This is a genomic window from Actinoplanes sp. OR16, from assembly GCF_004001265.1.
Taxonomy (GTDB): domain Bacteria; phylum Actinomycetota; class Actinomycetes; order Mycobacteriales; family Micromonosporaceae; genus Actinoplanes.
Genome location: NZ_AP019371.1, coordinates 3,321,670 through 3,343,486, shown reverse-complemented (window position 1 = coordinate 3,343,486; position 21,817 = coordinate 3,321,670). Strand labels below are relative to the sequence as shown.

The 21,817-nt window shown below is 69.8% G+C and carries 19 protein-coding genes; 9 read left to right on the top strand and 10 right to left on the bottom strand.

The features are described from left to right. Positions 1 to 57: 57 nt before the first annotated feature. Positions 58 to 1,944, bottom strand: a complete 1,887-nt coding sequence (locus EP757_RS15485; protein ID WP_232050524.1) for a M48 family metallopeptidase — start codon at positions 1,942 to 1,944, stop codon at positions 58 to 60. 65 nt (positions 1,945 to 2,009) lie between these two features. On the opposite strand from EP757_RS15485, the gene EP757_RS15480 reads away from it, so the two are divergent. Continuing rightward, the gene (locus EP757_RS15480) at positions 2,010 to 3,218 is read left to right on the top strand and encodes a cytochrome P450 (RefSeq protein ID WP_127546712.1); all 1,209 of its coding nucleotides are present in this window, start codon (positions 2,010 to 2,012) and stop codon (positions 3,216 to 3,218) included. Here EP757_RS15480 and EP757_RS15475 read toward each other — a convergent pair. Next, entirely contained in the window at positions 3,199 to 4,647 is a 1,449-nt protein-coding gene (locus EP757_RS15475; RefSeq protein ID WP_232050523.1) for a beta-N-acetylhexosaminidase, read from the bottom strand. The two genes, EP757_RS15480 and EP757_RS15475, sit on opposite strands and share 20 nt — an antisense overlap. A gap of 25 nt (positions 4,648 to 4,672) precedes the next feature. Between EP757_RS15475 and EP757_RS15470 the strand changes: the two genes are divergently transcribed. Both EP757_RS15470 and EP757_RS15465 read left to right on the top strand, forming a co-directional pair. Then, positions 4,673 to 5,218 carry a GNAT family N-acetyltransferase gene (locus tag EP757_RS15470; protein ID WP_127546708.1) on the top strand — a complete coding sequence of 182 codons (546 nt, stop codon included), beginning with the start codon at positions 4,673 to 4,675 and terminating at the stop codon, positions 5,216 to 5,218. Continuing rightward, positions 5,211 to 5,738 (top strand): GNAT family N-acetyltransferase, encoded by a 528-nt coding sequence (locus EP757_RS15465; protein WP_160165801.1) that lies wholly within the window; start codon positions 5,211 to 5,213, stop codon positions 5,736 to 5,738. Before EP757_RS15470 ends, EP757_RS15465 begins: the two co-directional genes overlap by 8 nt. A 772-nt stretch (positions 5,739 to 6,510) precedes the next feature. Here the strand turns inward: EP757_RS15465 and EP757_RS15460 are convergent. After that, complete coding sequence (locus EP757_RS15460) at positions 6,511 to 7,050, bottom strand: NADAR family protein (protein ID WP_127546704.1); 540 nt, start codon at positions 7,048 to 7,050, stop codon at positions 6,511 to 6,513. Positions 7,051 to 7,137: 87 nt separating this feature from the next. After that, a complete protein-coding gene (locus EP757_RS15455) occupies positions 7,138 to 8,088 on the bottom strand; it encodes a YafY family protein (protein ID WP_197725519.1) in 951 nt (316 codons plus the stop codon). Positions 8,089 to 8,150: 62 nt separating this feature from the next. Here EP757_RS15455 and EP757_RS15450 point away from each other — a divergent pair, with 62 nt between their 5' ends. From EP757_RS15450 to EP757_RS15440, 3 genes are read left to right on the top strand one after another with little or no spacing between them, the layout of a single operon-like run. After that, a complete protein-coding gene (locus EP757_RS15450) occupies positions 8,151 to 9,098 on the top strand; it encodes an ATP-binding cassette domain-containing protein (RefSeq protein ID WP_232050522.1) in 948 nt (315 codons plus the stop codon). Between the two features lie 2 nt (positions 9,099 to 9,100). Next, entirely contained in the window at positions 9,101 to 9,829 is a 729-nt protein-coding gene (locus tag EP757_RS15445; RefSeq protein WP_127546702.1) for an ABC transporter permease, read from the top strand. An 18-nt stretch (positions 9,830 to 9,847) separates the two neighbouring features. Next, positions 9,848 to 10,927, top strand: a complete 1,080-nt coding sequence (locus EP757_RS15440; protein WP_127546700.1) for a magnesium and cobalt transport protein CorA — start codon at positions 9,848 to 9,850, stop codon at positions 10,925 to 10,927. 76 nt (positions 10,928 to 11,003) lie between these two features. Here EP757_RS15440 and EP757_RS43360 read toward each other — a convergent pair whose 3' ends face one another. Further along, a complete protein-coding gene (locus EP757_RS43360; RefSeq protein WP_160165800.1) occupies positions 11,004 to 11,690 on the bottom strand; it encodes a hypothetical protein in 687 nt (228 codons plus the stop codon). A gap of 207 nt (positions 11,691 to 11,897) precedes the next feature. On the opposite strand from EP757_RS43360, the gene EP757_RS15435 reads away from it, so the two are divergent. Further along, complete coding sequence (locus EP757_RS15435; RefSeq protein WP_127546698.1) at positions 11,898 to 12,236, top strand: PRC-barrel domain-containing protein; 339 nt, start codon at positions 11,898 to 11,900, stop codon at positions 12,234 to 12,236. 49 nt (positions 12,237 to 12,285) lie between these two features. On the opposite strand, the gene EP757_RS15430 is transcribed toward EP757_RS15435, so the two are convergent. The 3 genes from EP757_RS15430 to EP757_RS15420 form a co-directional block, all read right to left on the bottom strand. Further along, a complete protein-coding gene (locus EP757_RS15430) occupies positions 12,286 to 13,248 on the bottom strand; it encodes an MHYT domain-containing protein (protein WP_232050521.1) in 963 nt (320 codons plus the stop codon). 452 nt (positions 13,249 to 13,700) lie between these two features. Further along, the gene (locus EP757_RS15425) at positions 13,701 to 14,573 is read right to left on the bottom strand and encodes a response regulator (RefSeq protein WP_127546694.1); all 873 of its coding nucleotides are present in this window, start codon (positions 14,571 to 14,573) and stop codon (positions 13,701 to 13,703) included. 64 nt (positions 14,574 to 14,637) lie between these two features. Beyond that, a complete protein-coding gene (locus EP757_RS15420) occupies positions 14,638 to 15,195 on the bottom strand; it encodes a PadR family transcriptional regulator (protein WP_127546692.1) in 558 nt (185 codons plus the stop codon). A 54-nt stretch (positions 15,196 to 15,249) separates the two neighbouring features. On the opposite strand from EP757_RS15420, the gene EP757_RS15415 reads away from it, so the two are divergent. After that, the gene (locus tag EP757_RS15415; RefSeq protein ID WP_127546690.1) at positions 15,250 to 16,479 is read left to right on the top strand and encodes an FAD-binding protein; all 1,230 of its coding nucleotides are present in this window, start codon (positions 15,250 to 15,252) and stop codon (positions 16,477 to 16,479) included. Between the two features lie 286 nt (positions 16,480 to 16,765). On the opposite strand, the gene EP757_RS15410 is transcribed toward EP757_RS15415, so the two are convergent. Then, positions 16,766 to 18,895 (bottom strand): glycoside hydrolase N-terminal domain-containing protein, encoded by a 2,130-nt coding sequence (locus EP757_RS15410; RefSeq protein WP_160165799.1) that lies wholly within the window; start codon positions 18,893 to 18,895, stop codon positions 16,766 to 16,768. A gap of 46 nt (positions 18,896 to 18,941) precedes the next feature. Between EP757_RS15410 and EP757_RS15405 the strand changes: the two genes are divergently transcribed. Continuing rightward, positions 18,942 to 20,849, top strand: a complete 1,908-nt coding sequence (locus EP757_RS15405) for a beta-galactosidase (protein WP_127546686.1) — start codon at positions 18,942 to 18,944, stop codon at positions 20,847 to 20,849. Here the strand turns inward: EP757_RS15405 and ftrA are convergent. Further along, positions 20,825 to 21,802 carry a transcriptional regulator FtrA gene (gene ftrA / locus EP757_RS15400; RefSeq protein WP_127546684.1) on the bottom strand — a complete coding sequence of 326 codons (978 nt, stop codon included), beginning with the start codon at positions 21,800 to 21,802 and terminating at the stop codon, positions 20,825 to 20,827. The two genes, EP757_RS15405 and ftrA, sit on opposite strands and share 25 nt — an antisense overlap. Positions 21,803 to 21,817: the final 15 nt, after the last annotated feature.

Below are 21,817 nucleotides of genomic sequence, written 5' to 3'. Positions count from 1 at the left end.
GGTTATTGTGACCCAAAGTGACGTCATGATTGCTCATCCGTCGTGGATGAGACTCAGTCATTCCCTGGTACGGGCCTCGGCCTCAGCAGGTTCACCGGATCCCTCCGCGGAGACGCGCGGAGCCGGCGTCACCGGCCGCGTGCCGGTGAGGTAGGTCACCACCTCATCCCAGGCCTTCCAGCCGCCGGGCAGCTCGTCCGTGTCGAGGGCCGGTCGCAGTGTCACGTCGTCGCCGCCACGGACGCCGACGACCCAGCCCTTCCGCCGGCCGGGCAACGCGGTCACCGCGGTCACGTCAGCGAACGGGAGGAAACGACCATCCGGCCGGCCCGGAACCCCGTCGGCCGCGAGCCGCGCCAGCCGCCGCTTCGCCTCGCTGCCACGGCCCCGCGGCAGGCCCGGCACCAGCAGCAGTCCAAGATCCGTGATCAGCAGGTCGGTACGCGCCCCACCCGCCGTCAGGTTGACCAGCCCGCCGAGGACCTGGCTACGGACCGGCCCACTGCCCCCGGCCGCCGCGAGGTCCACCCCGATCTTGTCGAGGTAGGTGCGGACGTCCTGCACGGTCCCCGGCTCGGCCGCGGCCTGAGCGAGTTCGGCCAGATTGAGGTAGGCGCCGTCGACCCCGACCAACTCGGCCGCACCGGTCCAGCTGTGCCGCCACCGGACGACGCCGCTGCGCAGGGCGGCCAGGGCGAGCATCAGCCCGAGCAGGTCGACGATCCGCTCGGTGGTCTCGCCGGACGACGTACCGGGGAAGAGCGCCTGCGCCGCCGCCCGCAACCGTCCGTCCGCGGCCAGATCGAGCACCTGCGCCGGCCCGGTGACCTCCGCGTTCACCGCGCGCGAGACGGTGGCGAGCGCGGCTTCCGCTTCCCGTTCCATTTCAGCGGTACGAGCGACGCTCAAGCACTCGTCCCAGCCCACCACGGTCCGCCCGCCGGCCGGATAGGCGACGTCCTGCAACGCCCGCCCCAGCCGAGGCAGATCGGGCACCAGCTCGAGCTCGGGTTCATCGGGCGGAGCAGGGATCGCGGTGAGCGCCGCCAACCGTTCCGACAGGGGCGGATGGGTGTCCCACGGGCCGGGCGGCTCGGGATCCTGGCCGCGCAACTGCGACATCTCCGCCGACCGCGCCGCCAGGACGCGCAGCAGACCACCGAAGACGTCGTCCGGCACATAGCCCGCCTGCCAGCCGGGGCCGACGTACTCGAGGTGGAAGAGCCGCTGCATCCCGGCCAGGACTGGGAGGTCGCGCAGCACGGCGATGACCGCTTCGGACCCGGCATGGGTTGCAGCCAGGCGGTCGGCGGCCAGTTCCTGTGAGTGGCTGAAGGGGGCGTCGATCCGGCGGTAGATCCCGGCGTAGGCCCTCAGGACCGCACCGGCCGGGTTGCGGCGGGAGATGCGGGGCACGACTCGGCCGACGGCGACCCGGCCTCGGTAGGCGAGCGGCGCCCACCTGCTCAGCTGCGGCGAGGCGTGCGCCAGTTCGTGCGTGACCGCGGCCCTCAGTTGCGCCGGCGTCCATGCTTGTAGGAGGGGAAGGCCGAGGTAGAGGTCGCGCCGCCCGCCGACGAACCCGAGCAGGCGGGTCTGCTCACCGACCGTCGCGGTGGCGTCGGCGACGACTGTCAGGCCGTCCGGCGGCGTCACCCCCGCGACCGCCGCGGCGCCGTCGACCAGGTCCCACAGTTGCGGCGCCCGGTCGCGGGTGACCGCCACCCCGGCGGGCAGCCGTCTCCGGGTGTGCAGCGCCCGCCATGTCGCGTACCCGAGCGCACCGACCGTGGCGATGCTCAGCGGCACCCCGGCACGCAGGGCCACGGTGCTCGGCAGGATCCACAGCACCGCCCAGAGAGCCAGCAGCACCAGGGCCAGTTGCGCCCCCGCCACCAGCAGGAATCCGGCCAGTGCCGCCGCCGATCTCGCACCCTTGCTCAACTGCCGTCCTCCTCGAAACCGCCTCAGCCTAGTTTCACGCTCGCGCAGCGGGTTATACGTCCGCCATGGCCGACCTCGATCAGACCCTCGCCGTCGCTCTCAAGGGGTACGCCTGGCTGCCCGATCTGCGTCGTCGTGCGGATGGCGCACCGGTTCGGACCCGCGTGATGGGTCAGCCCGCCGTCGGGATCTGCGGTCCGGCAGCCACCCAGTTCTTCTACGGCCCCGGCAACCTGGAACGGCACACCGCGCTGCCGAGCCTGGTCGTGCACACCCTGTTCGGCGCGGGGGCGGTGCACACGCTCGACGGTTCGGCGCATCGGCACCGCAAGGCGCTCTTCACCGGTCTGCTGCTCGACACGGACGGCGTCGACACTCTCGCGAAGCTGGCCGGCGACGCGTTCGACCAGGCCGCCGAGGGCTGGCGGGGCGGCCGGGAGATCTCCCTCTTCGACGAGACGGCCCGGGTGATCGCGAAGGCGGTCACACGCTGGACCGGCGTACCGGAAGAAGATCGTGATCTGACCACCCTGGCCCGCGATCTCGTCGCGATGGTGGACGGCTTCGCGACCGTCGGTCCCCGGTCGGCCCGCGCCCTGGCGGCCCGCCGGCGTCAGGAGCGGCGGCTTTCAAAGATCATTTCAGATGTACGGTCGGAAGCCCCGTCCTCCGACCCGATCTCGGCGATCGCGCACCACACGGACGACGGCGAACTCCTCGATCCCCGCACCGCCGCCGTCGAACTTCTCAACATCATCCGGCCGTCCACGGCGGTGGCCTGGTTCGTCGCCTTCGCCGCGCACGCGCTCGACCGATGGCCGCACCACGCCGCACGGCTGCGCGCCGGCGACGACGAGTACACCACCGCGTTCGTGCACGAGGTGCGCCGTTTCTACCCGTTCGCGCCGTTCCTCGGCGGCCGGGCCGCCCGTGACCTGTACTTCCAGGGCGAGCCGATCCCGGTCGGCACGCTGGTGCTGCTCGACGTCTACGGGCAGAACCACGATCCGTTCCTCTGGGACGACCCGTACGTCTTCCGTCCCGAGCGATTCCTGGGCCGCGAGATCGGCGACTTCGACCTGATCCCGCAGGGTGGCGGCGACCCTCGCACCGGGCATCGCTGCCCCGGCGAGAAGATCACCATCGCCCTGCTGGGAACGCTGCTCCAGCACCTGTCCCGGCTCGACTACTACCTGCCCCCGCAGGACACCACGATCGACCTGTCCCGGATCCCGGCGATCCCGCGGAGCCGGATCAAGCTGGTTCTGCCGTGATCCAGGGGATCTCGGGCGCCCGGTGGAAGTTCACTCCCGCCGCTTCCCAGCGAGGACCGAAAGCGGCGAGCCGGGTACGGAACGACTCCCACTCCCGAACCGATCGCGGCGACCAGGCCACCTCGGCGATGGCCGGCAGGCGCGGGAACGTCAGGTACTGGATGTCGGCGACGCTGCGCAGCGTCTCGGACCAGAGCGGCGCCTCGACGCCGAGCAGAGCCTCTTCGGGGACGCCGGGCAGCCGGTCGGCCGGGTCCCAGTCGTAGGAGCGCCGCACGTCCACGTGACCGGCCCAGTCCAGGCCGAGCGGGGACTCCGGGTCGTACTTCATGTCGAGGTAGGTGCGGTCGGCCGGGGCCATGATGATCCGGCGGCCCTCGGTGGCGGCCCGTGCGGTGTTCTCGTCGGCCGCCTCGATCCGCCAATACTGCACGACCGCCGTCTCCGGCAGCTCGACGGCGGCGATCTCGTGCCAGCCGATGGCCCGCTTGCCGTACTTGCCGGGCAGCGGCAGCACCCGGGCCAGGAACGCCCGGTAGTCCTCGGCCGGCGTGGAGTGGCACTCGTCGCCGCCGATGTGCAGGTACGGCCCGGGCGTCGCGTCGGCGACGGCACGGATCACGTCCTCGACGAAGGCGTACGTCTCCTCCTTGCCGGCGACCAGCGAGCTGTAGCCGACCTCGGCGTCGATGCGCTGCCGCACCGGCTGACCGTCAGCGGTGAGCGACGGGTACGCGTAGTGCACCGCGTTCACGTGACCCGGCATGTCGATCTCCGGGACGACCGTCACGAACCGGTCGGCGGCATAGGCGACCACGTCCGCGTACTCGGCGAGGGTGAGGAATCCGGGACCGGCGCCGTCCACTCCGGTGCCCTCGCCGCCGCTGATCTCGGTGAGCCGCGGCCAGCCCGGGATCTCCAGACGCCAGCCCTGATCGTCGGTGAGGTGCAGGTGCAGATGATTGATCTTGAACTGGACCAGCAGGTCGACGTGCGCCTTGATCTCGGCGGCGGTGAAGAAGTGCCGGGCCAGGTCGAGCATGGCGCCGCGGTACTCGTAGCGCGGCTCGTCCTCGATCACGCCACCCGGCACCTCGGGCGCGAGCTGCAGCAGCGTCTGCACACCCCAGAACAGGCCCTGCGGGGTGCCGCCGCGCAGCGTCACCGAAGACTCGCCGGCGGTCAGGGTGTACGCCTCGGCGGCGAGCGACGGATCCAGTTCGAGAACGATCGCGCCACCGGGACCGATCGGGATCGGGCCATCGACCGTCTTCGCCAGCTCGGACGCCAGGTACGCGGCCACACCGGACGCCTCGGGGACCGTGCTCACACCCGTACCGGGAAGGATCGTGAACGACGTGGCCGGAACCGGCCGCACGGAGGCCGGGACGGGGATCACATCGCCGAGTTGCTTCGTCAAAGGGCGCACTCTGAAGACTCTAAACTGTTTTGCCATGGCGATCACCACACGTCACGGCGTCCTCGGCGACGAGCGGATCCTGCACGATCTGGCGGCCCGGACGTTCGGACTGGCGTGCCCTCCGGGGACCGAGCAGGCGGACATCGACGCGTTCATCGCGGCCAACCTCTCGATCGACAGCTTCCAGCACTACCTCGCCGACCCGAACCGAATGATCGTGCTGGTGTCCGAGGACGATCACCCGGTGGGGTACGCCATGCTGATCCGCGACCGGATCACCGACCCGGACGTGGCAGCCGTCGTGGACGAGGCGACCAGCATCGAGCTGAGCAAGTTCTACCTGGCCGAGGATCGGCACGGCACCGGCGCGGCCCATGCGCTGATGACCGAGACGATCTCCACCGCCGCCCGGACCGGCGCTCAGACGTGCTGGCTCGGGGTGAATCAGCAGAACGTGCGAGCCGCGAAGTTCTACGCGAAGCACGGATTCGACATCATCGGGGTGAAACGGTTCCTGGTCGGCTCCGAGTGGCATGACGACCACATCCGGCAGCGGAACCTATCCTCACGGGATGGCTGAGGTTCGGGCGGCTACCGACGACGACGTCGCGGCGATCGTGGACATCTGCACCCGCGCCTACGACGCCACCTACCGAGGGCTTCTCCCGGCGGCCTACCTGAGCCGGATGCTCGCCGAGTTCTACAGCCCGGAGCGGGTGTCGAAGGACATCGCGCCCGCTCCGCCGAACTGGCTCGGCCACCAGGTCGTCTCGGTGAACGGCCGGGTCCTCGGCGTCGCCGCCGGCGGCCTCACCGAACCCGGCATCGGCGAACTCCACGTCATCTACCTGGACCCGGACTCGCGTGGCCGGGGCCTGGGCACCCTGCTCCTGGATCGAATCACGTCGCAGGTCCGCGAACTGGGCGCCACCGAACTCTGGGTGGCCGCCGTCGAGGGGAATGCGCTCGCCCTGCCGTTCTACGAGGCCCGGGGCTTCACCGTTCAGGGAAGGCGCCGTGCCTACGGCTCCACCGACGCCGAGGACGCCTGGTCCCTGCGACTGCGCCGCCCGCTGCCCGCCACCTCCCCCAGATCTTGAGCGATCCTCTACCCCCGAGTGGCAGGAGTCGCTCAAGATCGGCCGTGCACCGCTCGCCGCTCGCCGCTCGCTACTTGCAGCTCGCTACTCGCAGCTCGCCGCATGCCGCACGCCACCGCGTTGCTCGCCACCCGCGACTCCCTCAGCAGCTGCTCGCCACTCGCCGCCCCCAGATCTAGGGCGATCCTCCACCCCCGAGTAGCAAGAATCGCTCAAGATCGGCTGCGCACTGCTCGCCGCTCGGCGCTCACCGCTCGGCGCTCGCCCTCGCCGCTCACTGCTCACCCTCGCCGCCCAGTGCTCGCCCTCGCCGCTCACTGCTCGACGCCCGCTGATAGCCGCTCACTGCTCGCCCCGCCGCTCACTGATCGCCGCGCACTGGTCGACGCTCACTGATCACTGATCGCCCCTCGCCCCTCGCCCCTCGCCCCTCGCCCCTCGCCCCTCGCCCCTCGCCCCTCGCCCCTCGCCCCTCGCCCCTCGCCCCTCGCCCCTCGCCCCTCGCAGATCTTGAGCGATCGTCCACGTCTGGATGGCAAGAGGCACCCAAGATCGGCCACTTGCGCGGTCCGTAACTTGCGCGGTCCTTAACTTGCCGCTCGCCATCCGCTGCCCGCCACCCGCCGCCCGCCGCCCGCCATCCGCCGATCTTGAGCGATCTCCCACCCCAGAGCAGTAACAATCGCTCAAGATCTGGGGCGACGACGGCGACGGCCACGGCCACTGCCACGGCGGCAACGGCACGACGGCAACGGCACGACGGCGAGCATCCTCAGGCGAGCTCCTCCCGCGCCTTCATCAACGCGAATCCCAGCAGATTGAGGCCCCGCCACCGAGCCGGATCCAGAGCACGCGGATCATCGGCGGCAAGCCCGATGCCCCAGATACGGTCGAGCGGACTGGCCTCGACGAGCACGCGGTTGCGCGTGCCGAGCAGGTAGTCGCGCAACGCCGGATCCGCGCCGAACTTGGCGACGCTCGCGTCGGTCACGATGGCGAACCGCTCCCGGACCCAGACGTCCTCGCTGAAGCCGGCCACGCCCCGGCCCAGCTTCTTCGCCTCCGCCGGATGCTTGGCGGCCAGGATCTTCGAGGCACTCGCCTCATCGCCGAAGAGCCGCGCCTTGCGCCACATCATGTAGTGCTCGGCCGATCCGAAACTCGAGCCGTCAACCGTGAAACGACACGGCCACCACTGGCTCAGACAGCCAGGACCGACATTTCCACGGGACGGCCGATGTCCCCAGAAATACAGATATTTCACCCGCGACTTCGTAGTCAGCAGATCGGCAAGACTGAGCGGGAGCGTCATGATCGCGAGTATCGCACCGGAAAATGTCGTACCCCATCGATATTTTGCGCGTGCGGTTCGGCGCCACGGGGGCGCCGAACCGTCCCATCACGACGCCCGGCGCAGGGTCTCGGCCGTCGCCCGCACGTGATCGCGCAGCTCCTCCGGCGACTCGATGGCGAACGGCGCGCCCATCACACCGAGCGCCATGGTCGGCCAGCCCAGATCGTCCACGCTCATCCGCAGCCGGCAGGTCGTCTCGGAGAGCTCCTCGATGTTGCCCCACTGACCGATGAAGGCGCGGACCTGGGTGGAGGGCGCCGAGATCAGCACCGATACGTCGTACCGATTGGGGATGCTCGCCATCCGCGACCGCAACCAGGCCACCGGGTCTCCGCCCGGCAGATCGCGCGGGCGGAAGCGCGCGCCGGTCAGCGCCGGAGCGGCCATCCGGTCGACGCGGAAACTGCGCCAGTCGCCCCGGTCGAGATCCCAGGCCACCAAGTACCACCGGCGGCCGAGCGAGACCAGCCGGTGCGGCTCGACGTGCCGGCGCATCGCCTCGCCGTCGCGCGGGTTGTAGTCGAAACGCAACCGCTCCTCGCCCCGGCAGGCCATCGCGATCGTGGTGAGCGTGATCGCGTCGAGGACCGGGCCACCGCCGAAGACGCCGGGCGCGGTGACCGCCTGGAGCGCGTCGATGCGGCGGCGCAACCGGGGTGGCAGCAGCTGGATCACCTTGGCGAGGGCGCGCACCGACGTCTCCTCGAACCCGGCGACCGCGCCCGCCGCCGCGCTGCGCAGGCCGACCGCGATGGCGACCGCCTCCTCGTCGTCGAGCAGCAGCGGCGGCATCGCGGCGCCGGCCTGGAGTTGATATCCGCCGGCGACGCCGCGCGAGGCGTCCACCGGATAGCCCAGCTCGCGCAGCCGGTCGACGTCGCGGCGCAGTGTGCGCGGGCTGACTTCGAGCCGGTCGGCCAGCTCCGATCCGGGCCAGTAACGATGGGTCTGCAGCAGCGAGAGGAGTCGCAGCATCCGGGCACTCGTGTTCGCCATGAGTCCAGGCTCCATCGGATTGCGGTCAGGAAGTGGCCGCTTCCGACCCTAGCGTGAGACGCATGATGATTGAGACGCGAGAGCTGACGAAGCAGTTCAAGGACGTCCGCGCGGTCGACGGCATCAACCTGACGGTGGCCCGCGGCGAGCTCGTCGCGCTGCTCGGGCCGAACGGCGCCGGCAAGTCCACCACGTTGCGCATGCTGACCACGCTCATTCCGCCGACGTCGGGCAGCGCGCAGGTCGCCGGTTTCGACGTGGTTCGCCGCCAGCGTGACGTGCGGCTGCGGATCGGATACATCGGACAGGGGAACGGCGCCGGGCACAGCCAGCGGGGGCGGGACGAACTGATCAGTCAGGGCCGGGCGTACGGGATGCCGGTCCGCGCCGCCCGCAAGAGGGCCGCCGAGCTGATCGACTCCCTGGGGCTGGCCGACGTCGCCGACCGGACCGTCTCCACCCTCTCCGGTGGTCAGCGCCGCCGCCTGGACATCGCGATGGGCCTGATCCACGCCCCGGAGCTGCTCTTCCTCGACGAGCCGTCGACCGGCCTCGACCCGCAGAACCGGGCGAATCTGCAGGAGCACATCGTGCGGCTGCGGGCCGAGCACGGTACGACGATCGTGCTGACCACGCACTACCTCGACGAGGCCGACTCGATGGCCGAGCGGGTGATCGTCATCGACCACGGGCGGATCATCGCGGACGACTCGCCGCAGCAGCTCAAGGCGAAGCACGTGGGTGACCGGATCATCCTGGGTTTCGCCTCCGAGGCCGACGCCGCGCAAGCCGCCCGCGACGCCGACGCGGGCGCCACCCACAAGAACGGATACGTGTCCATGAAGGCCGAGGACGGCCCTCGCGAAGCTCCGCGGATCTTGGAGAGGTTGACGGTCAAACCCACGTCGATCGAAGTCACCAGGCCGACCCTCGACGACGTCTTCCTCACCCTGACCGGCCGCAGCCTCCGCGAGGACAGCAGCCGCACCGCCGAGCTCGTGGAGGCCTGATCATGCTCACCGACACGATCGTCGTCTTCAGCCGCGAGCTGCGCCCGGTCATCCGCGACCCGTTCTCGGTCATCTTCTCGATGATCCAGCCGCTGTTCTTCCTGGCCCTGTTCGCGCCGCTGCTGCCGGGCGAGGAGTCCCTGCAGTGGTTCGTCCCCGGCGTCATCGTGATGTCCTGCCTCTTCGGCTCCTCGATGACCGGCTCGAACCTGCTCTTCGAGATGCAGACCGGCTCGCACGAGCGGATGCTCGTCACCCCGCTGCGCCGCCCGGCCCTGCTGATCGGCAGGGCACTCAAGGAGATCGTCCCGATGATCGCGCAGGCCGCCCTCATCGTCGCGGTCTGCATCCCGTTCGGCTTCGAGCTGCATCTGCCGGGCGCGCTGCTCGGCCTGCTGATCCTCGCGGCCTTCTGCATCGGACTGGGCGCGCTCTCGTACACGCTGGCGCTCGCCTCGAAGAACAAGGAGTGGCTCTTCTGGACCGTGCAGCAGACACTGCTCTTCCCGTTGCTGCTGCTGGCGGGCGTCCTGTTGCCGATCGACGACGGTCCGGGCTGGTTGCGGGCTCTTTCCCACTTCAATCCCATGACGTACGTCGTGAGCGCCGAGCGGGCACTCTTCAACGGCGACATCTGGTCCCGCGGCACCGCCGAGGGTCTGGCCGCGGCCGGGTTCGTCGCGGCTCTCGGCCTCGTCGTCGGCGTGCGGGCCATGAAGCGGTCGGACTGACCGCTACCGTTCTCCCCCATGAGAGGTGCGCTCGGGCGGCTGTTGCAGAGCATCACCGGTCCTCACGCCGCGCCGCGTACGCCGCGTGCGCAGCGTGCCGATCCGGACGCGGTGGTGGACTGCGCGGTCTACGCCGGCGGGACACGGCGGTCCGGGCCGCGGCAGATCCCGTACGCGGAGGCAGCCCGCCTGGCCGGGCGCCGCGGCGCGTTCGTCTGGCTCGGCCTGCACGAGCCGGACCGGGCCACGATGACCCAGGTGGCGGCGGCGTTCGACCTGCACGAGCTGCATGTCGAGCAGGCCGTGGCGGGCGGGCACCGGCCCGGCGTCGAGGTGCTCGGCGCGGTGACCCGGCTGGTGCTGCGGACCGCGCGGTACGTCGAACACGACCAGCTCACCGCCACGTCCGAGGTGGTGGAGACGGGCGACGTCACGGTCCTCGTCGGACCGTCGTTCGCGATCACCGTGCGGCACGGCCCGGTCGGCCCGCTCTGGCAGGTCCGCCGCGAGCTGGAGGCCCGGCCCGACGTGCTCCGGCAGGGCCCGTGGGCGGTGGCGTACGCGGTCGGCAGCCGGATGGTGGACAGCTACCTGGACGTCGCGGGGCACGTCGAGCACGACCTGGAGCGGATCGAGGAGGAGACCTTCGCGAGCGTCCGCTCCTCCGAGTTCGCCCACATCTACCAGCTGAAACGGGAGATGGTGGAATTCAAGCGGGCGGTGCTGCCGCTGGCTGATCCGCTGGCGCGGCTGCTGGAGTTGAGGGACGTTCCCACGGGGCTCCGGCCGTACCTGGACGATGTCCGCGGCCGATTGGCGCGTGCGTCCGACCGGGTGTCCGGATTCGACGAACTGCTCAACTCGGTGCTGCAGGCCCGGCTGGCGCAGGTGTCGGTCGATCAGAACCACGACATGCGCAAGATCGCTTCATGGGCCGCGATCGCGGCGGTGCCCACGGTGATCGCCGGAATCTTCGGGATGAACTTCACCGAGATGCCCGGACTGGATTCGCCTTACGGCTTCTGGATAGCGATCATCGCGATGATCTTGATTGGCGGCGGAGTTCACCGGACGCTGAAAAGATCAGGTTGGCTGTGAAATCCACCGGCGAATAAAACAACGCGCGGCCGGATGACGATTCCGGCCGCGCGCCGCCTTTTCCCTTCAGCCGGGATCAGTGGCCGCCGCCACCGCTCCCGTGACCACCCTGCTGGCCACCGCCGTTACCGTTCCAGCCGCCGGAGCCGCCCTGGCCACCGCCGTGGCCGTTCTGTCCGCCGGGGCCGTTCTGGTTACCGCCGTGACCGTTACCCGGACCGCCCTGCCCCGGAGCGCCGGGGCCGTCGTGGCCGGGTCCGTCCGTGTGGCCCTGTCCGGGACCGCCCGGACCGCCGTTGCCACCCGGCACGGTGTTGCGCGTCACCACCGGAAGCGAGAGAACCGTGGTGCGCGTCTGGGTGCGGGACTTCCAGCCGCACTCGTCGTACGAGATGGTCGCCCACAGGTTCGCCACGCCGCTGCGCCGCGCGATCGGGGTGACGCGGATCCTGGTGAAGTCGGTGCGCCCCGGCCGCAGCGAGTCACCGCGGGAGAACGTGGTGAACTGCCGCCGGATGCCGAAGTAGTCGACCTTGACGCTCTCGCCGCGGACCCGGACCTGGGCGTCGCAGATCGGCCGGTCGGTCCGCCAGTTGATGGTGACCCAGCTGGTGGTGTTCGCCCGGACCGCCTGCAGCCAGTTCGAGACCGGCGCCGGCCCGCGGCCGATCGCTGCGGCCGGCGCCGCGGCCGACACCGTTGCCATCCCGGCAGCTGCCGTGGCCAGGGCGATCATTGCTCCGAAACGCCGCGTCTTCTGCATGAGTTCCTCCAGTGCCAGTGATGTCCGCCGTGGGGATCCGGCGGGCAAAAGGGACACTATGGGAATTAGCGACATCTCGCCGCGTTTCACGTGGCGTTTCGGTCATAAAACACATTCCTGTACAAAATGTTTAGGGCCTACTCAGCCGAAAAGATGATGTTGAAGAACGGACGCTGAATCGATCGGTTTCCGGGTAAAGGCACCGGTATGAGCGAACACGGCGAAGACCTCGGCGCACCGGTGTCCTACCTGGTCCTGAAGGAGGGCGTGCCGGTCTACGACCGATCCGGGGACACCGTCGGCACGGTCGAGCACGTCCTCGCCGACGAGCAGCAGGACGTCTTCCACGGCCTGCTGGTGAAGACCGGCGACGGCCACCGGTTCGCCGGCGGCGACCAGGTCGACGGCCTCTTCGAGCGCGGCGTGATCGTCAGCGAGCCGGCCGCGAACCTGGCCGAGCCGAGCGCCGACGCGCCGGCCGGCCTCGCCGAGAACCGCGTGACGGCGCTGCGCAAGGCGTGGGACTGGCTGATCCAGCCCAAGTGACGCCGAACGGCCCGCTCCCACCGGGAACGGGCCGTTTCGCTTCCGAGATCTACTGTGCGCGGTCGCGGTCCCGGTAGGTCCAGGTGCCACCGCCGAGCGTCGACCGGCCGGCCTGGCCACCCTGACCCTGCTGACCCTGGCCTTGACCGAAGCCCTGGCCCTGCGACTGCCCGTAGCTCTGCCCCTGCGACTGCCCGTAGCCCTGAGACTGCCCGTAGCCCTGGCCCTGCTGCGGCTGCTGGCCCCACAGCTGACCCGGCTGCGGCCCCGAGGACGGAACCGGTCGCTGCTCGAGCCGCGCGGCGAGGTACGCCGCGGCCTCGCGGTCCTCCTCGCTCGGCGCCGCGGCCAGCGCGTAGACCATGCCGAGGATCGCGAAGACCACCGCCGCGCCGACCGGGACGAGCAGGCCACTCGCGGTCGCGCCCTCGACCGAGCCGAACGACTCCTCGGAGAACACCGACATGGCGGCCATGCCGGTGAAGTGCATGCCGTTGACCGCGATGCCCATGACCAGCGCCGCGCCGAAGATGACGATCGGCTTGCTGACGTTGAGGGTCAGCCAGAGGGCCACCGTCGCGGCCACGACGGCGATCACGATCGAGAGCGCCACCTCGCGGCCCGCGTAGTGGATCTCGCCGCGCAGGCGCATCGCGGCCATGCCGGTGTAGTGCATCGCGCCGACGCCGAGGCCGGCGAGCACACCACCGATCAGGATCCGGGTACGTGGGGCGGCCGTGCCCAGCAGCGCGATGGCGAGACCGATGCCGACGGCGACGAGCGCGATGATCGCGCTGGCGATGGTGAGACCGATGTCGTAACGGATCGGGGTCCCGGTGACGCTGAAGCCCATCATGGCGACGAAGTGCATGCTCCAGATCGCCGTGGCGCCGATGGCAACGGCCGCGAGGGTGAGCCACCACGCCCGCTCGCCGCTGGTCTTCGATTGGCGGAGCCGCACCGCGGCGGTCAGGCCCAGAAGCGAGCCGAGTACCGACAGGATGTAACTCACCGCCGGAGTCACCCATCCATGATCGAAGTGATGGATCTCCGCCATTGCGTTCTTTCCTCTCGGGGTTTTGATTCCGCCGGGCTGCATCCTGCCCTCACCACCGCCATGGGCGTGACTGATTGTGACGCAGCTTTCGTTACGAGAGAACGTGCAGCGGATCTCGATTTGGATCTCGTCCGATCGGCTGATCTTCGATATGTGCCCGCTGCAACGGTTTTAGCGCATGTCGGCGCAGATGTCGATCTGTGGCGGCACCGTTACCGAGAAATAACGGTTGACGTAAATGTAACTTTCGGTGAGATCTGGGCGATTCGCGACCGACTATTTCTGCCAGTACGGGCGGCGCGTCCCACTTCGACCAGGATCAACGTCCCGCCGAGCCCTGGATGACTGTCCGGGAAGCCGACGGCATCGTCAAGATCAATAACTGCTTTTGGCCCTTCTAGGCCTTTTCACCCGGCGCGCGACAACAAGCTCACCGCTGCCGCCCGCTGCGAATGCAGAATCTGGACGGTGTCCTCGGTGCAGGTGCCCGGTTTGTCATCCATCACGCACAACGTGCCGACCACGTGCCCTTCGCTGGAATTCAGCGGCACACTGGCATATGACCGGATACCGGTGATCGAGAAGAGCGGCGTATCAGCGAACTCGTCGTCCGACGTGGTGCTGTCACTGATCAGCACCGGCACGTCCTCGGCCACGACGATGGTGTCCGGTGACCATTCGACCGGCACACCGCCGGCCTCCTGCACCCACTTCGGCAGCCCGAAGGACCCGGCCACCACCACGCTGTCGTTCAGAACCAGCGAGATGGCCGCCATCGGCGCGCCGGTCAGCCGGGCCAGGTCCGCGGCGAACGTGTCGAGCGCTTCCGCATGGGCCGGCCGGGTCAGATAGTCGGAGACCGCGAGGAGCCGTCCGACGTCGACCAGATGGTTCGCGGCGTCGGCGGCCGCGTGCCCGGCGCCGGACTCCCGGGAGGCCAGAAGTTCCATCGCGGCTTCGAGGAGGTGCTTCGGGCGTACCGGCTTGGAGATCGTCACATCGACCAGACCGCGAGCCGCCGCGGGCGCGGCAGCCGACAACATGATCACCGGAGTGGCGGCGGTGGGACCCTCGGCGCGGAGCCGCTCGGCCACGTCGAGACCACTCATCCCCGGCATGTGATGGTCGAGAATGATCAGGTCGGGGTGCGCCTCGGCGATCACCGTCAGCGCGTCCGGCCCGGTCTGCGCCGTACGCACCGAGTGCCCCGCGTTGCTCAGCACGGTGGCGAGCAGTTCGGCGATGTCGCTGTCGTCCTCCGCGACCACGATCGACGCCATTCGCTGCTCCTTATCGATCCGCACGGTCCGCAGAAAAAACCCTAACCCGGCCGAGCCCGGCGAATCAGGCGTTTGCCGTGCTCGGCACCGGCCCCGGGTTCTCGTCCCAGACGTCCTCGCCTGCGCGGATCCTCCCGGCCAGAGCGCTGATCCACGCGATCTCGGCGCTCACCAGACCCTGCCAGTAGCCGGCCTCCAGGGGGCCGCGTCCCGGCACCTCGGCGGTCGTCGCCAGCCGCGCGGCCCGCTGCTCCAGGATCGTGGCGGCGTCCTCGGCGGGCAGCACCCCGGCGTACCCCACGGCCAGCACGAAGTCCATCGACGCCGCCGGGGAGTCACGCAGGCCGTCCTCGACCTTGCGGTGGAATCCGGCCACGCCCGCCTCGGTGGTCTCGTAGACGGTGCGCGGCGGCCGGTTGCCCACTCGGCCGGGCTCGCGAGCCGACACCAGACCGGCCCGCGCCATCGACTTGAGCAGGGTCGCGACCGTGCTCCGGGTGACCGGCAGATGGCCGCACCGTTCCCGCAGACGGCCGGCCAGGTCGTACGCGTGCGCCGGCCGATCGGCCAGCAGACCCAGGATGGGCAGAACCAGGCTGTTCCGGGACGCATCGAGAGGCATCGTCCCAGCGTATACATCTAATGGAAACGTATTAAGTCGCCGTAGGGTGAGGCGATGCGGGAACGAATCACCAACTGGGCCGGCAACGTCGTCTTCAGCACCGAGACCGTGCACCGACCGAAATCGATCACTGAAGTCCAGGAGACCGTCGCGGCGGCCGGCGCGCTGCGGGTGCTCGGCAGCGGCCACTCCTTCAACCGGCTCGCCGACACCGACGGCGCCCTGATCTCGCTCGCCGACCTGCCCCGCGTCATCGAGATCGCCGAGGACCGGAAGACCGTCCGCGTCGACGGCGGCCTCCGCTACGGCGACCTCGCCGCTCCGCTCACCGAGGCCGGCCTGGCCCTGCACAACCTGGCTTCCCTGCCGCACATCTCGGTGGCCGGCGCGGTCGCCACCGCCACGCACGGTTCCGGGGTGCGCAACGGCAACCTGGCGACGGCCGTCGCCGGCCTCGAGATCGTCCGCGCCGACGGCGAACTGGTCACCCTCACCCGCGACGACGCCGACCTGGCCGGCGCCGTGGTCGGGCTCGGCGCGCTCGGCGTCGTGACCGCGCTGACCCTCGACGTATCCCCGGCCGCCGAGCTGCGTCAGTACGTCTACGAGAACCTCCCCGCCTCGGCCGACCTCGGCGCGGTCCTCGCCGACGGCTACAGCGTGAGCCTCTTCACCCGCTGGAGCGGCCGCGACATCGACCAGGTCTGGCTCAAACGGCACGACCCGATGCCGGCCGGCGACTTCCACGGCGCCACACCCGCCGACGGCCCGCGCCACCCGGTGCCCGGTATGCCCGCGGAGAACTGCACCGAACAGGGCGGTGTGCCCGGACCCTGGCATGCCCGGCTGCCGCACTTCCGGATGGAGTTCACGCCCAGCAGCGGCGAGGAACTCCAGTCCGAATGGCACGTGCCACTCTCCGCCGCCCGCGACGCGATCTCCGCGGTGGGCGATCTCCGTTCGCGCGTCGCGGCCGTCCTCCAGGTCTGCGAGCTCCGTACGATCGCCGCCGACGACCTGTGGCTGAGCCCCAACTACCGGCGCGACAGCCTGGCCCTGCACTTCACCTGGATCGCCGACACCTCAGCGGTCCTCCCGGTCGTGGCCGACCTGGAGAGGGCACTCGCCCCGTTCGCCGCCCGCCCGCACTGGGGCAAGATCTTCACCACTCCCGCAGCCGATCTGAGAGCCGCCTACCCGCACTTCTCCGACTTCGCGGCCCTCGTGCGCCGCTTCGACCCCACAGCCAAGTTCACCAACGATTGGCTGTCCTCCCTCCTCTAAGCCGCAACGGCACTCCGTGTGCAGCAGGTCAGAACTGGCTGTCCACTCGCTGTCGGCTCGTTGGAGTCGAGCTGTGGTTCATTGCCGTCCCGACACCCGATCGACAGCCATGAGTCACAGCCGATCGCCGTGGGCTGTGACCCATCGCTGTCCCGGCTGCGAAGCCACAGCCATGAGTCACAGCCGCCGGCGACGCGCTACGTGGCTGACTGTGCAGCGGAGCGACAAATCGGGCGCGAGGGCAGCCCTGGCGTGCAGCGGGGTCGCGGGACCGGCTCGGGGGTGGTCAGCGGGGGTGGGTCAGCGACACTGGGGTTGCCGCTGTCAGGGTGCGGGTTGTCTGGGTGCCGTCGGGGAAAGTCAGGTGCACCCGACGGTTTATCCGGGATTTCAGGATTGCCGTCAATGACATCGCATCCCACGAGATATCCAGAATTATCTGGCCTCTTGCCCACAACCCTCGGATGCTGCCTGCTCGCCATGCGGGTGGGAGCGCCGGCAACAAACGGATCCTGGCCGGGCCGTCGGCAGTCACGTCCTCGCTTTGCAAGAGCATGGCGACGATCAGGGCTGGGAGGGCGCCGGCCACGTCCACGTTGAACATGTGGTCGCGGTTGTGGGTGGGTACGAGGTTGGGACGCCAGTACGCCGATGCCAGGCGGGTCAGGGCTTCATGCGACTCGGCGGCCAGGCCCAGATGGGCGGCGGCCACCCCCACGAGCGCCAGGCCGTACCCCATCTCGTCCGAAGCGGAACCCAGCCACCAGTGCAAGCGGGACCGCACGGCTCGCGCCGCGGCGGCGGCCAGTGCCGGGTCGGCGTCGACGTCGGGATCGCCGGCGTACCAGAAAGGGTAGAAATGACTGCAATGCCGGTGCTCGTGGTTGTCGGCGAGGGCCGGATCGAGCCATTCGGCGAGCTCACCGGCTTCGTTGACGCGGTAGGGCGGGAGCGCGTCGAGCAGGGTCCGCCAGCGTGGAGCGTCCGGGTGGGTGGCGTCGAGGGCCAGCAGGGAACGCAGCAGGTCGGCGACCACCTGGCGGTCCATGGTGGCGTCGAGGCAGGCCTGGGCGCCGGTGCTCGACGGGTGATTCTCCGGCGAATAGGACGGGTTGAACGACGCCCGGCCATCGATCATGCGCACGAAATCCAGGTAGAACGCCGCAGCCGAGCGCAGATAGGGCAATGCCACCGCGGACAGGAAGGCGGCGTCTCCCGTGTACTGCCAGTGATCCACGTAGAGCCGCCCGAGCCAGGCCGCCCCGGCAGTCCAGAACGTCAGGCACCACACCGGTCCGAAGTGGTTCTGCCTTCCATGGTTGCCGAGGTGGGCCGGCACAACAAATCCGGAAATATCGTATAGATCGGAAGCGTTGGCCCGGAAATCCTCCATCAACGCCGAGATCAGCGAGAACACCGGCGTCATCAACGACGGCGTACCCGTGGAGTGCACCGACAGCATCGCCGCCTGCAGATTCCCGTCGACCGTCCACCCACTGCGCCACGGCGGCGAATACGACCCGCTCCACACCCCCTGCAGCGTCGGCGGCCGATCTCCCGAGCTGCTGATGATCGCGTACCGGCCGGCGTCGAACAGCCGCTCCACCGGATCACCGCCGAGATCGAGCGTGCACCGCCCGAAGAGATCGCCGTGCACCGCCGCGTGTGCCGCCAGCAGTTCGTCGAAGCCGCGTCCGGAGGGCAGTGCGGCCAGCGCCTCCTCGGCGGATCTCAGTCCCGGCGAGACCCGAGCGAGGATCAAGATCTCTTCGGTCGTACGGGTGACCCGCACGGCAAGCGTCCAACCCCGCAAGCCGGACCACTCCACCGACGGGAAGGACCCGGTCAGCACCAGATCGTCGCCGAGCTCCACGACCGACGCGTCGATCGGCCGTTCCGGCTCCCCGTCGGCGAGCCCGACCCGGACCGTCCCGCCGGCGCCGCGGATCCGGACGGCCAGCACGTCGTCGACCCGGGAGACGAAGGCGTCGCAGACCACGTCGTCCCAGGACTGCCGCACCACGCCCGTGGTGAAGTCGGTGCCGCGCACGTAACCGCCGCCCGCTGCCGCCGGTGTGAACGTCAGGGTTCCGGCCGGGATCAGTGGGTCGATCCAGCGCGTTTCCTCGTACCCCGCATGGGCCGCGGCAGCGACGTCGCAGACGGCCTGGGCCGCCTCCGCGAAGCGTGAGGTGGCGATCAGCTCGCGCAGCCGGGGCAGGATCGTGGCGGTCGGCGGCGCCGGGAGCGGCTCGGTGATCGGCTGGAAGAGGCCCTCGTGGGCGAGCGTGAAGCGCAGCGCGGCGGGTGTGCCGTAGCAGAGAGCGCCCTGCCGGCCGTTGCCGGTGATCAGCGCGTGCTCCCAGTCCTCGGTCGCATCGTCGAGCACGAAGGACGGATTGACATCGATCTTCACAAGCAAATACTTTGTTTGCACATCATACTTAAGTCAAGGCGGCGGGATGTTCTACGGCGGCGACTACAACCCCGAGCAGTGGCCCGAGGAAGTGCAGGAGGAGGACGTCGCGCTGATGCGCGAAGCGGGCGTCACGGCGGTGACCGTCGGCGTCTTCGCCTGGTCACGCCTCGAACCGTCCGAAGGGGAGTACGACTTCGCCTGGCTCGACCGCGTCCTCGACCGGCTGCACGACGGCGGCATCGAGGTCGTCCTCGCCACCCCGACCGCCTCACCGCCACCGTGGTTCACGCTCGCCCATCCGGCCGGTCTCCCGGTCAACGCCGACGGAGTGCGGCTCACCCACGGTAGCCGCGACACCTACTGCGTCTCATCGCCGGAATATCGTGCGGCAGCCCTGCGAATCGCCGGTGAGCTGGGACGACGCTATGCCCGGCATCCGGCCCTCGCGATGTGGCACGTGCACAACGAGTACGGCACCGACTGCCGCTGCGATCTCACCGCCGCCGCCTTCCGCACCTGGCTGGAGAAGCGGCACGGGAGCCTCGCGGCGCTGAACGAAGCGTGGACCACGGCGTTCTGGAGTCAGCGGTACTCGGACTGGGCGCAGATCATGCCGCCGCGGGCCACGCAGTATCTGCCCAATCCGGCGCACGTGCTCGACTTCCGGCGGTTCCTCTCGGACTCGTTCCTGGACGCCTTCGTGTCGCAGCGGGATCTGCTGCGGACATTCGATCCGTCGATCCCGATCACGACGAACTTCGTACAGGGCGACTGGGTGAGCGTGGATCACGCGCGGTGGGCCGAGGAAGTCGATCTCGTGGCGGTGGACCACTATCCGGATTCGGCCGGCATGTCAGCGGAGGAGCAGACGGCTTTCGCCGGTGATCTCGCGCGGAGCTGGGGTGGCGGCCGCTGGCTCCTCATGGAGACCGCGCCGAACCTGATCTACACGCCGGGCCGGATGCACGCGAAAGAGCCCGGCCGGATGATCAGGCACAGCCTCGGATACGTGGCCCGCGGCTCGGCCGGCGCGATGTACTTCCAGTGGCGTCAGCCCCTCGGCGGCGCGGAACTGTTCCACTCGGCGATGGTTCCGCACGCCGGCCCGGACAGCCCGGTCTTCCGCGAGGCGGTGTCGCTGGGCCGGATCTTGGAGAATCTCCCGCCTCTCGGTGACCCTCCGCGTTCCGAGGTCGCGGTGACCTGGGATGCGCAGTCGTGGTGGGCGCTGCAAGGTGCGGGCCTGCCGTCCGCCGACATCGACTATGCGGCCGCTGTCCGGCAGGCGCACCGTGCGCTCTATCGCGCCGGCGTACCGACCGATTTCGTCTTCCCGGGTCTCCCGCTCGACCTCGATCCGTACCGGATGGTCGTCGCGCCCCACCTCTACCTCGTCTCGGACCGGGCGGCAGACGCGTTCCAGCAGTTCGTGGCGGCCGGCGGCCATCTGGTGACCGGCGCGCTCAGCGGCATCGCCGAGCCCTCGACGCGGGTCATCCCGGGCGGCTATCCGGGGGCTTTCCGAGAAGCTTCAGGGGTACGGGTGACCGAATGGCACCCACTCGATCCGGCCACCCCGATCGCCCTCGACGACGGATCGGCAGCGCACGGCTGGTCCGAACGCGTCGAGCTCGCCGGCGCCACGGCCTGGGCCCGCTACGCCGGTGGGGTCCTGGACGGTGAACCGGCGATCACCCGGCAGGAGTTCGGGCGGGGCGTCTTCTGGTACGTCTCCGCGGGCCTGGACGACGAGTCCTGGCGGAGGCTGCTCGGTGTCGTGGCGGCCGAAGCGGGCGTGTCCCCTCTGGTGCCGGATCTGCCGCCCGGCGTGGAGGCGATTCGCCGGGGATCGCTGTTGTTCCTGCTCAACCACAGTTCGTCAGAGTTCCGCGGCATTGCGGCCGGCAGTTTCGCAGTCGTGGAGGGTCAGGGGTGGAAGGCCCTGCGGTAGGAGGACGGTGACGTCCGCATCGTCTGCGTGAAGTGGTGGCGGAACGTCACCGCCGTCTCGAAGCCGACCGCCGTGGCCACCTCCTCGATCGGCGTCGACCCGGACTCCAGCAGGGGCAGGCTCGCATGCACCCGCTGCGTGATCAGCCAGCGGATCGGTGAGGTGCCGGTCGCGCGGGTGAAGCGCCGCAGGTAGGTGCGCGGCGACATGTGCGCCCGCTGCGCCAGCACGTCGACGGTGATGTTCTCGGTCAGGTGCGCGACCGCCCACTCCATGCTCCGGGCCAGCCGGTCGTCGTCGGGGTCGGCCGGCACCGGGCTCTCGACGAACTGGGCCTGCCCGCCGTCCCGGTGCGGCTGGACGACGAGCCGGCGGGCCACCGCGTTCGCCACCGTCGGACCGTGGTCGAGCCGGATCACGTGCAGACACAGATCCAGCCCCGCGGCGCTGCCCGCGCTGGTCAGGACCGTGCCGTCGTCGATGTACAGGACGTCGGCGTCCACGTCCACGTCCGGGTATCGGCTGCGCAACTCGTCCGCGTACCGCCAGTGGGTGGTCGCCCGCCGCCCGTCCAGCAGCCCCGACGCGGCCAGGGCGAACGCTCCCGAGCAGATCGACATGATCCGGGCGCCACGGGCGTGTGCCGTACGCAGCGTCTCGACCAGAGCCGGCGACGGCCCGGCGTGCACGTCCGGAACACCGGGCACGATCAGCGTCTCCGCCTCGGCGAACCGGTCCAGCCCGTGATCGGTGTAGAGGCTGGCCCCGCCGACGACACGGACCGGGCCCGGTGTCTCGGCGCAGATCGTCAGGTCGTACCAGGGGAATCCGAACTCGGGACGCGGCAACCCGAAGACCTCGCTGACGATGCCGATCTCGAACACCGACATGCCTTCGAACGCGAGCACCGCCACTGACGGCCCGCGCCTGGTCACCTCCACCGCCTGCTGCATGGCGGAATCTTAGCG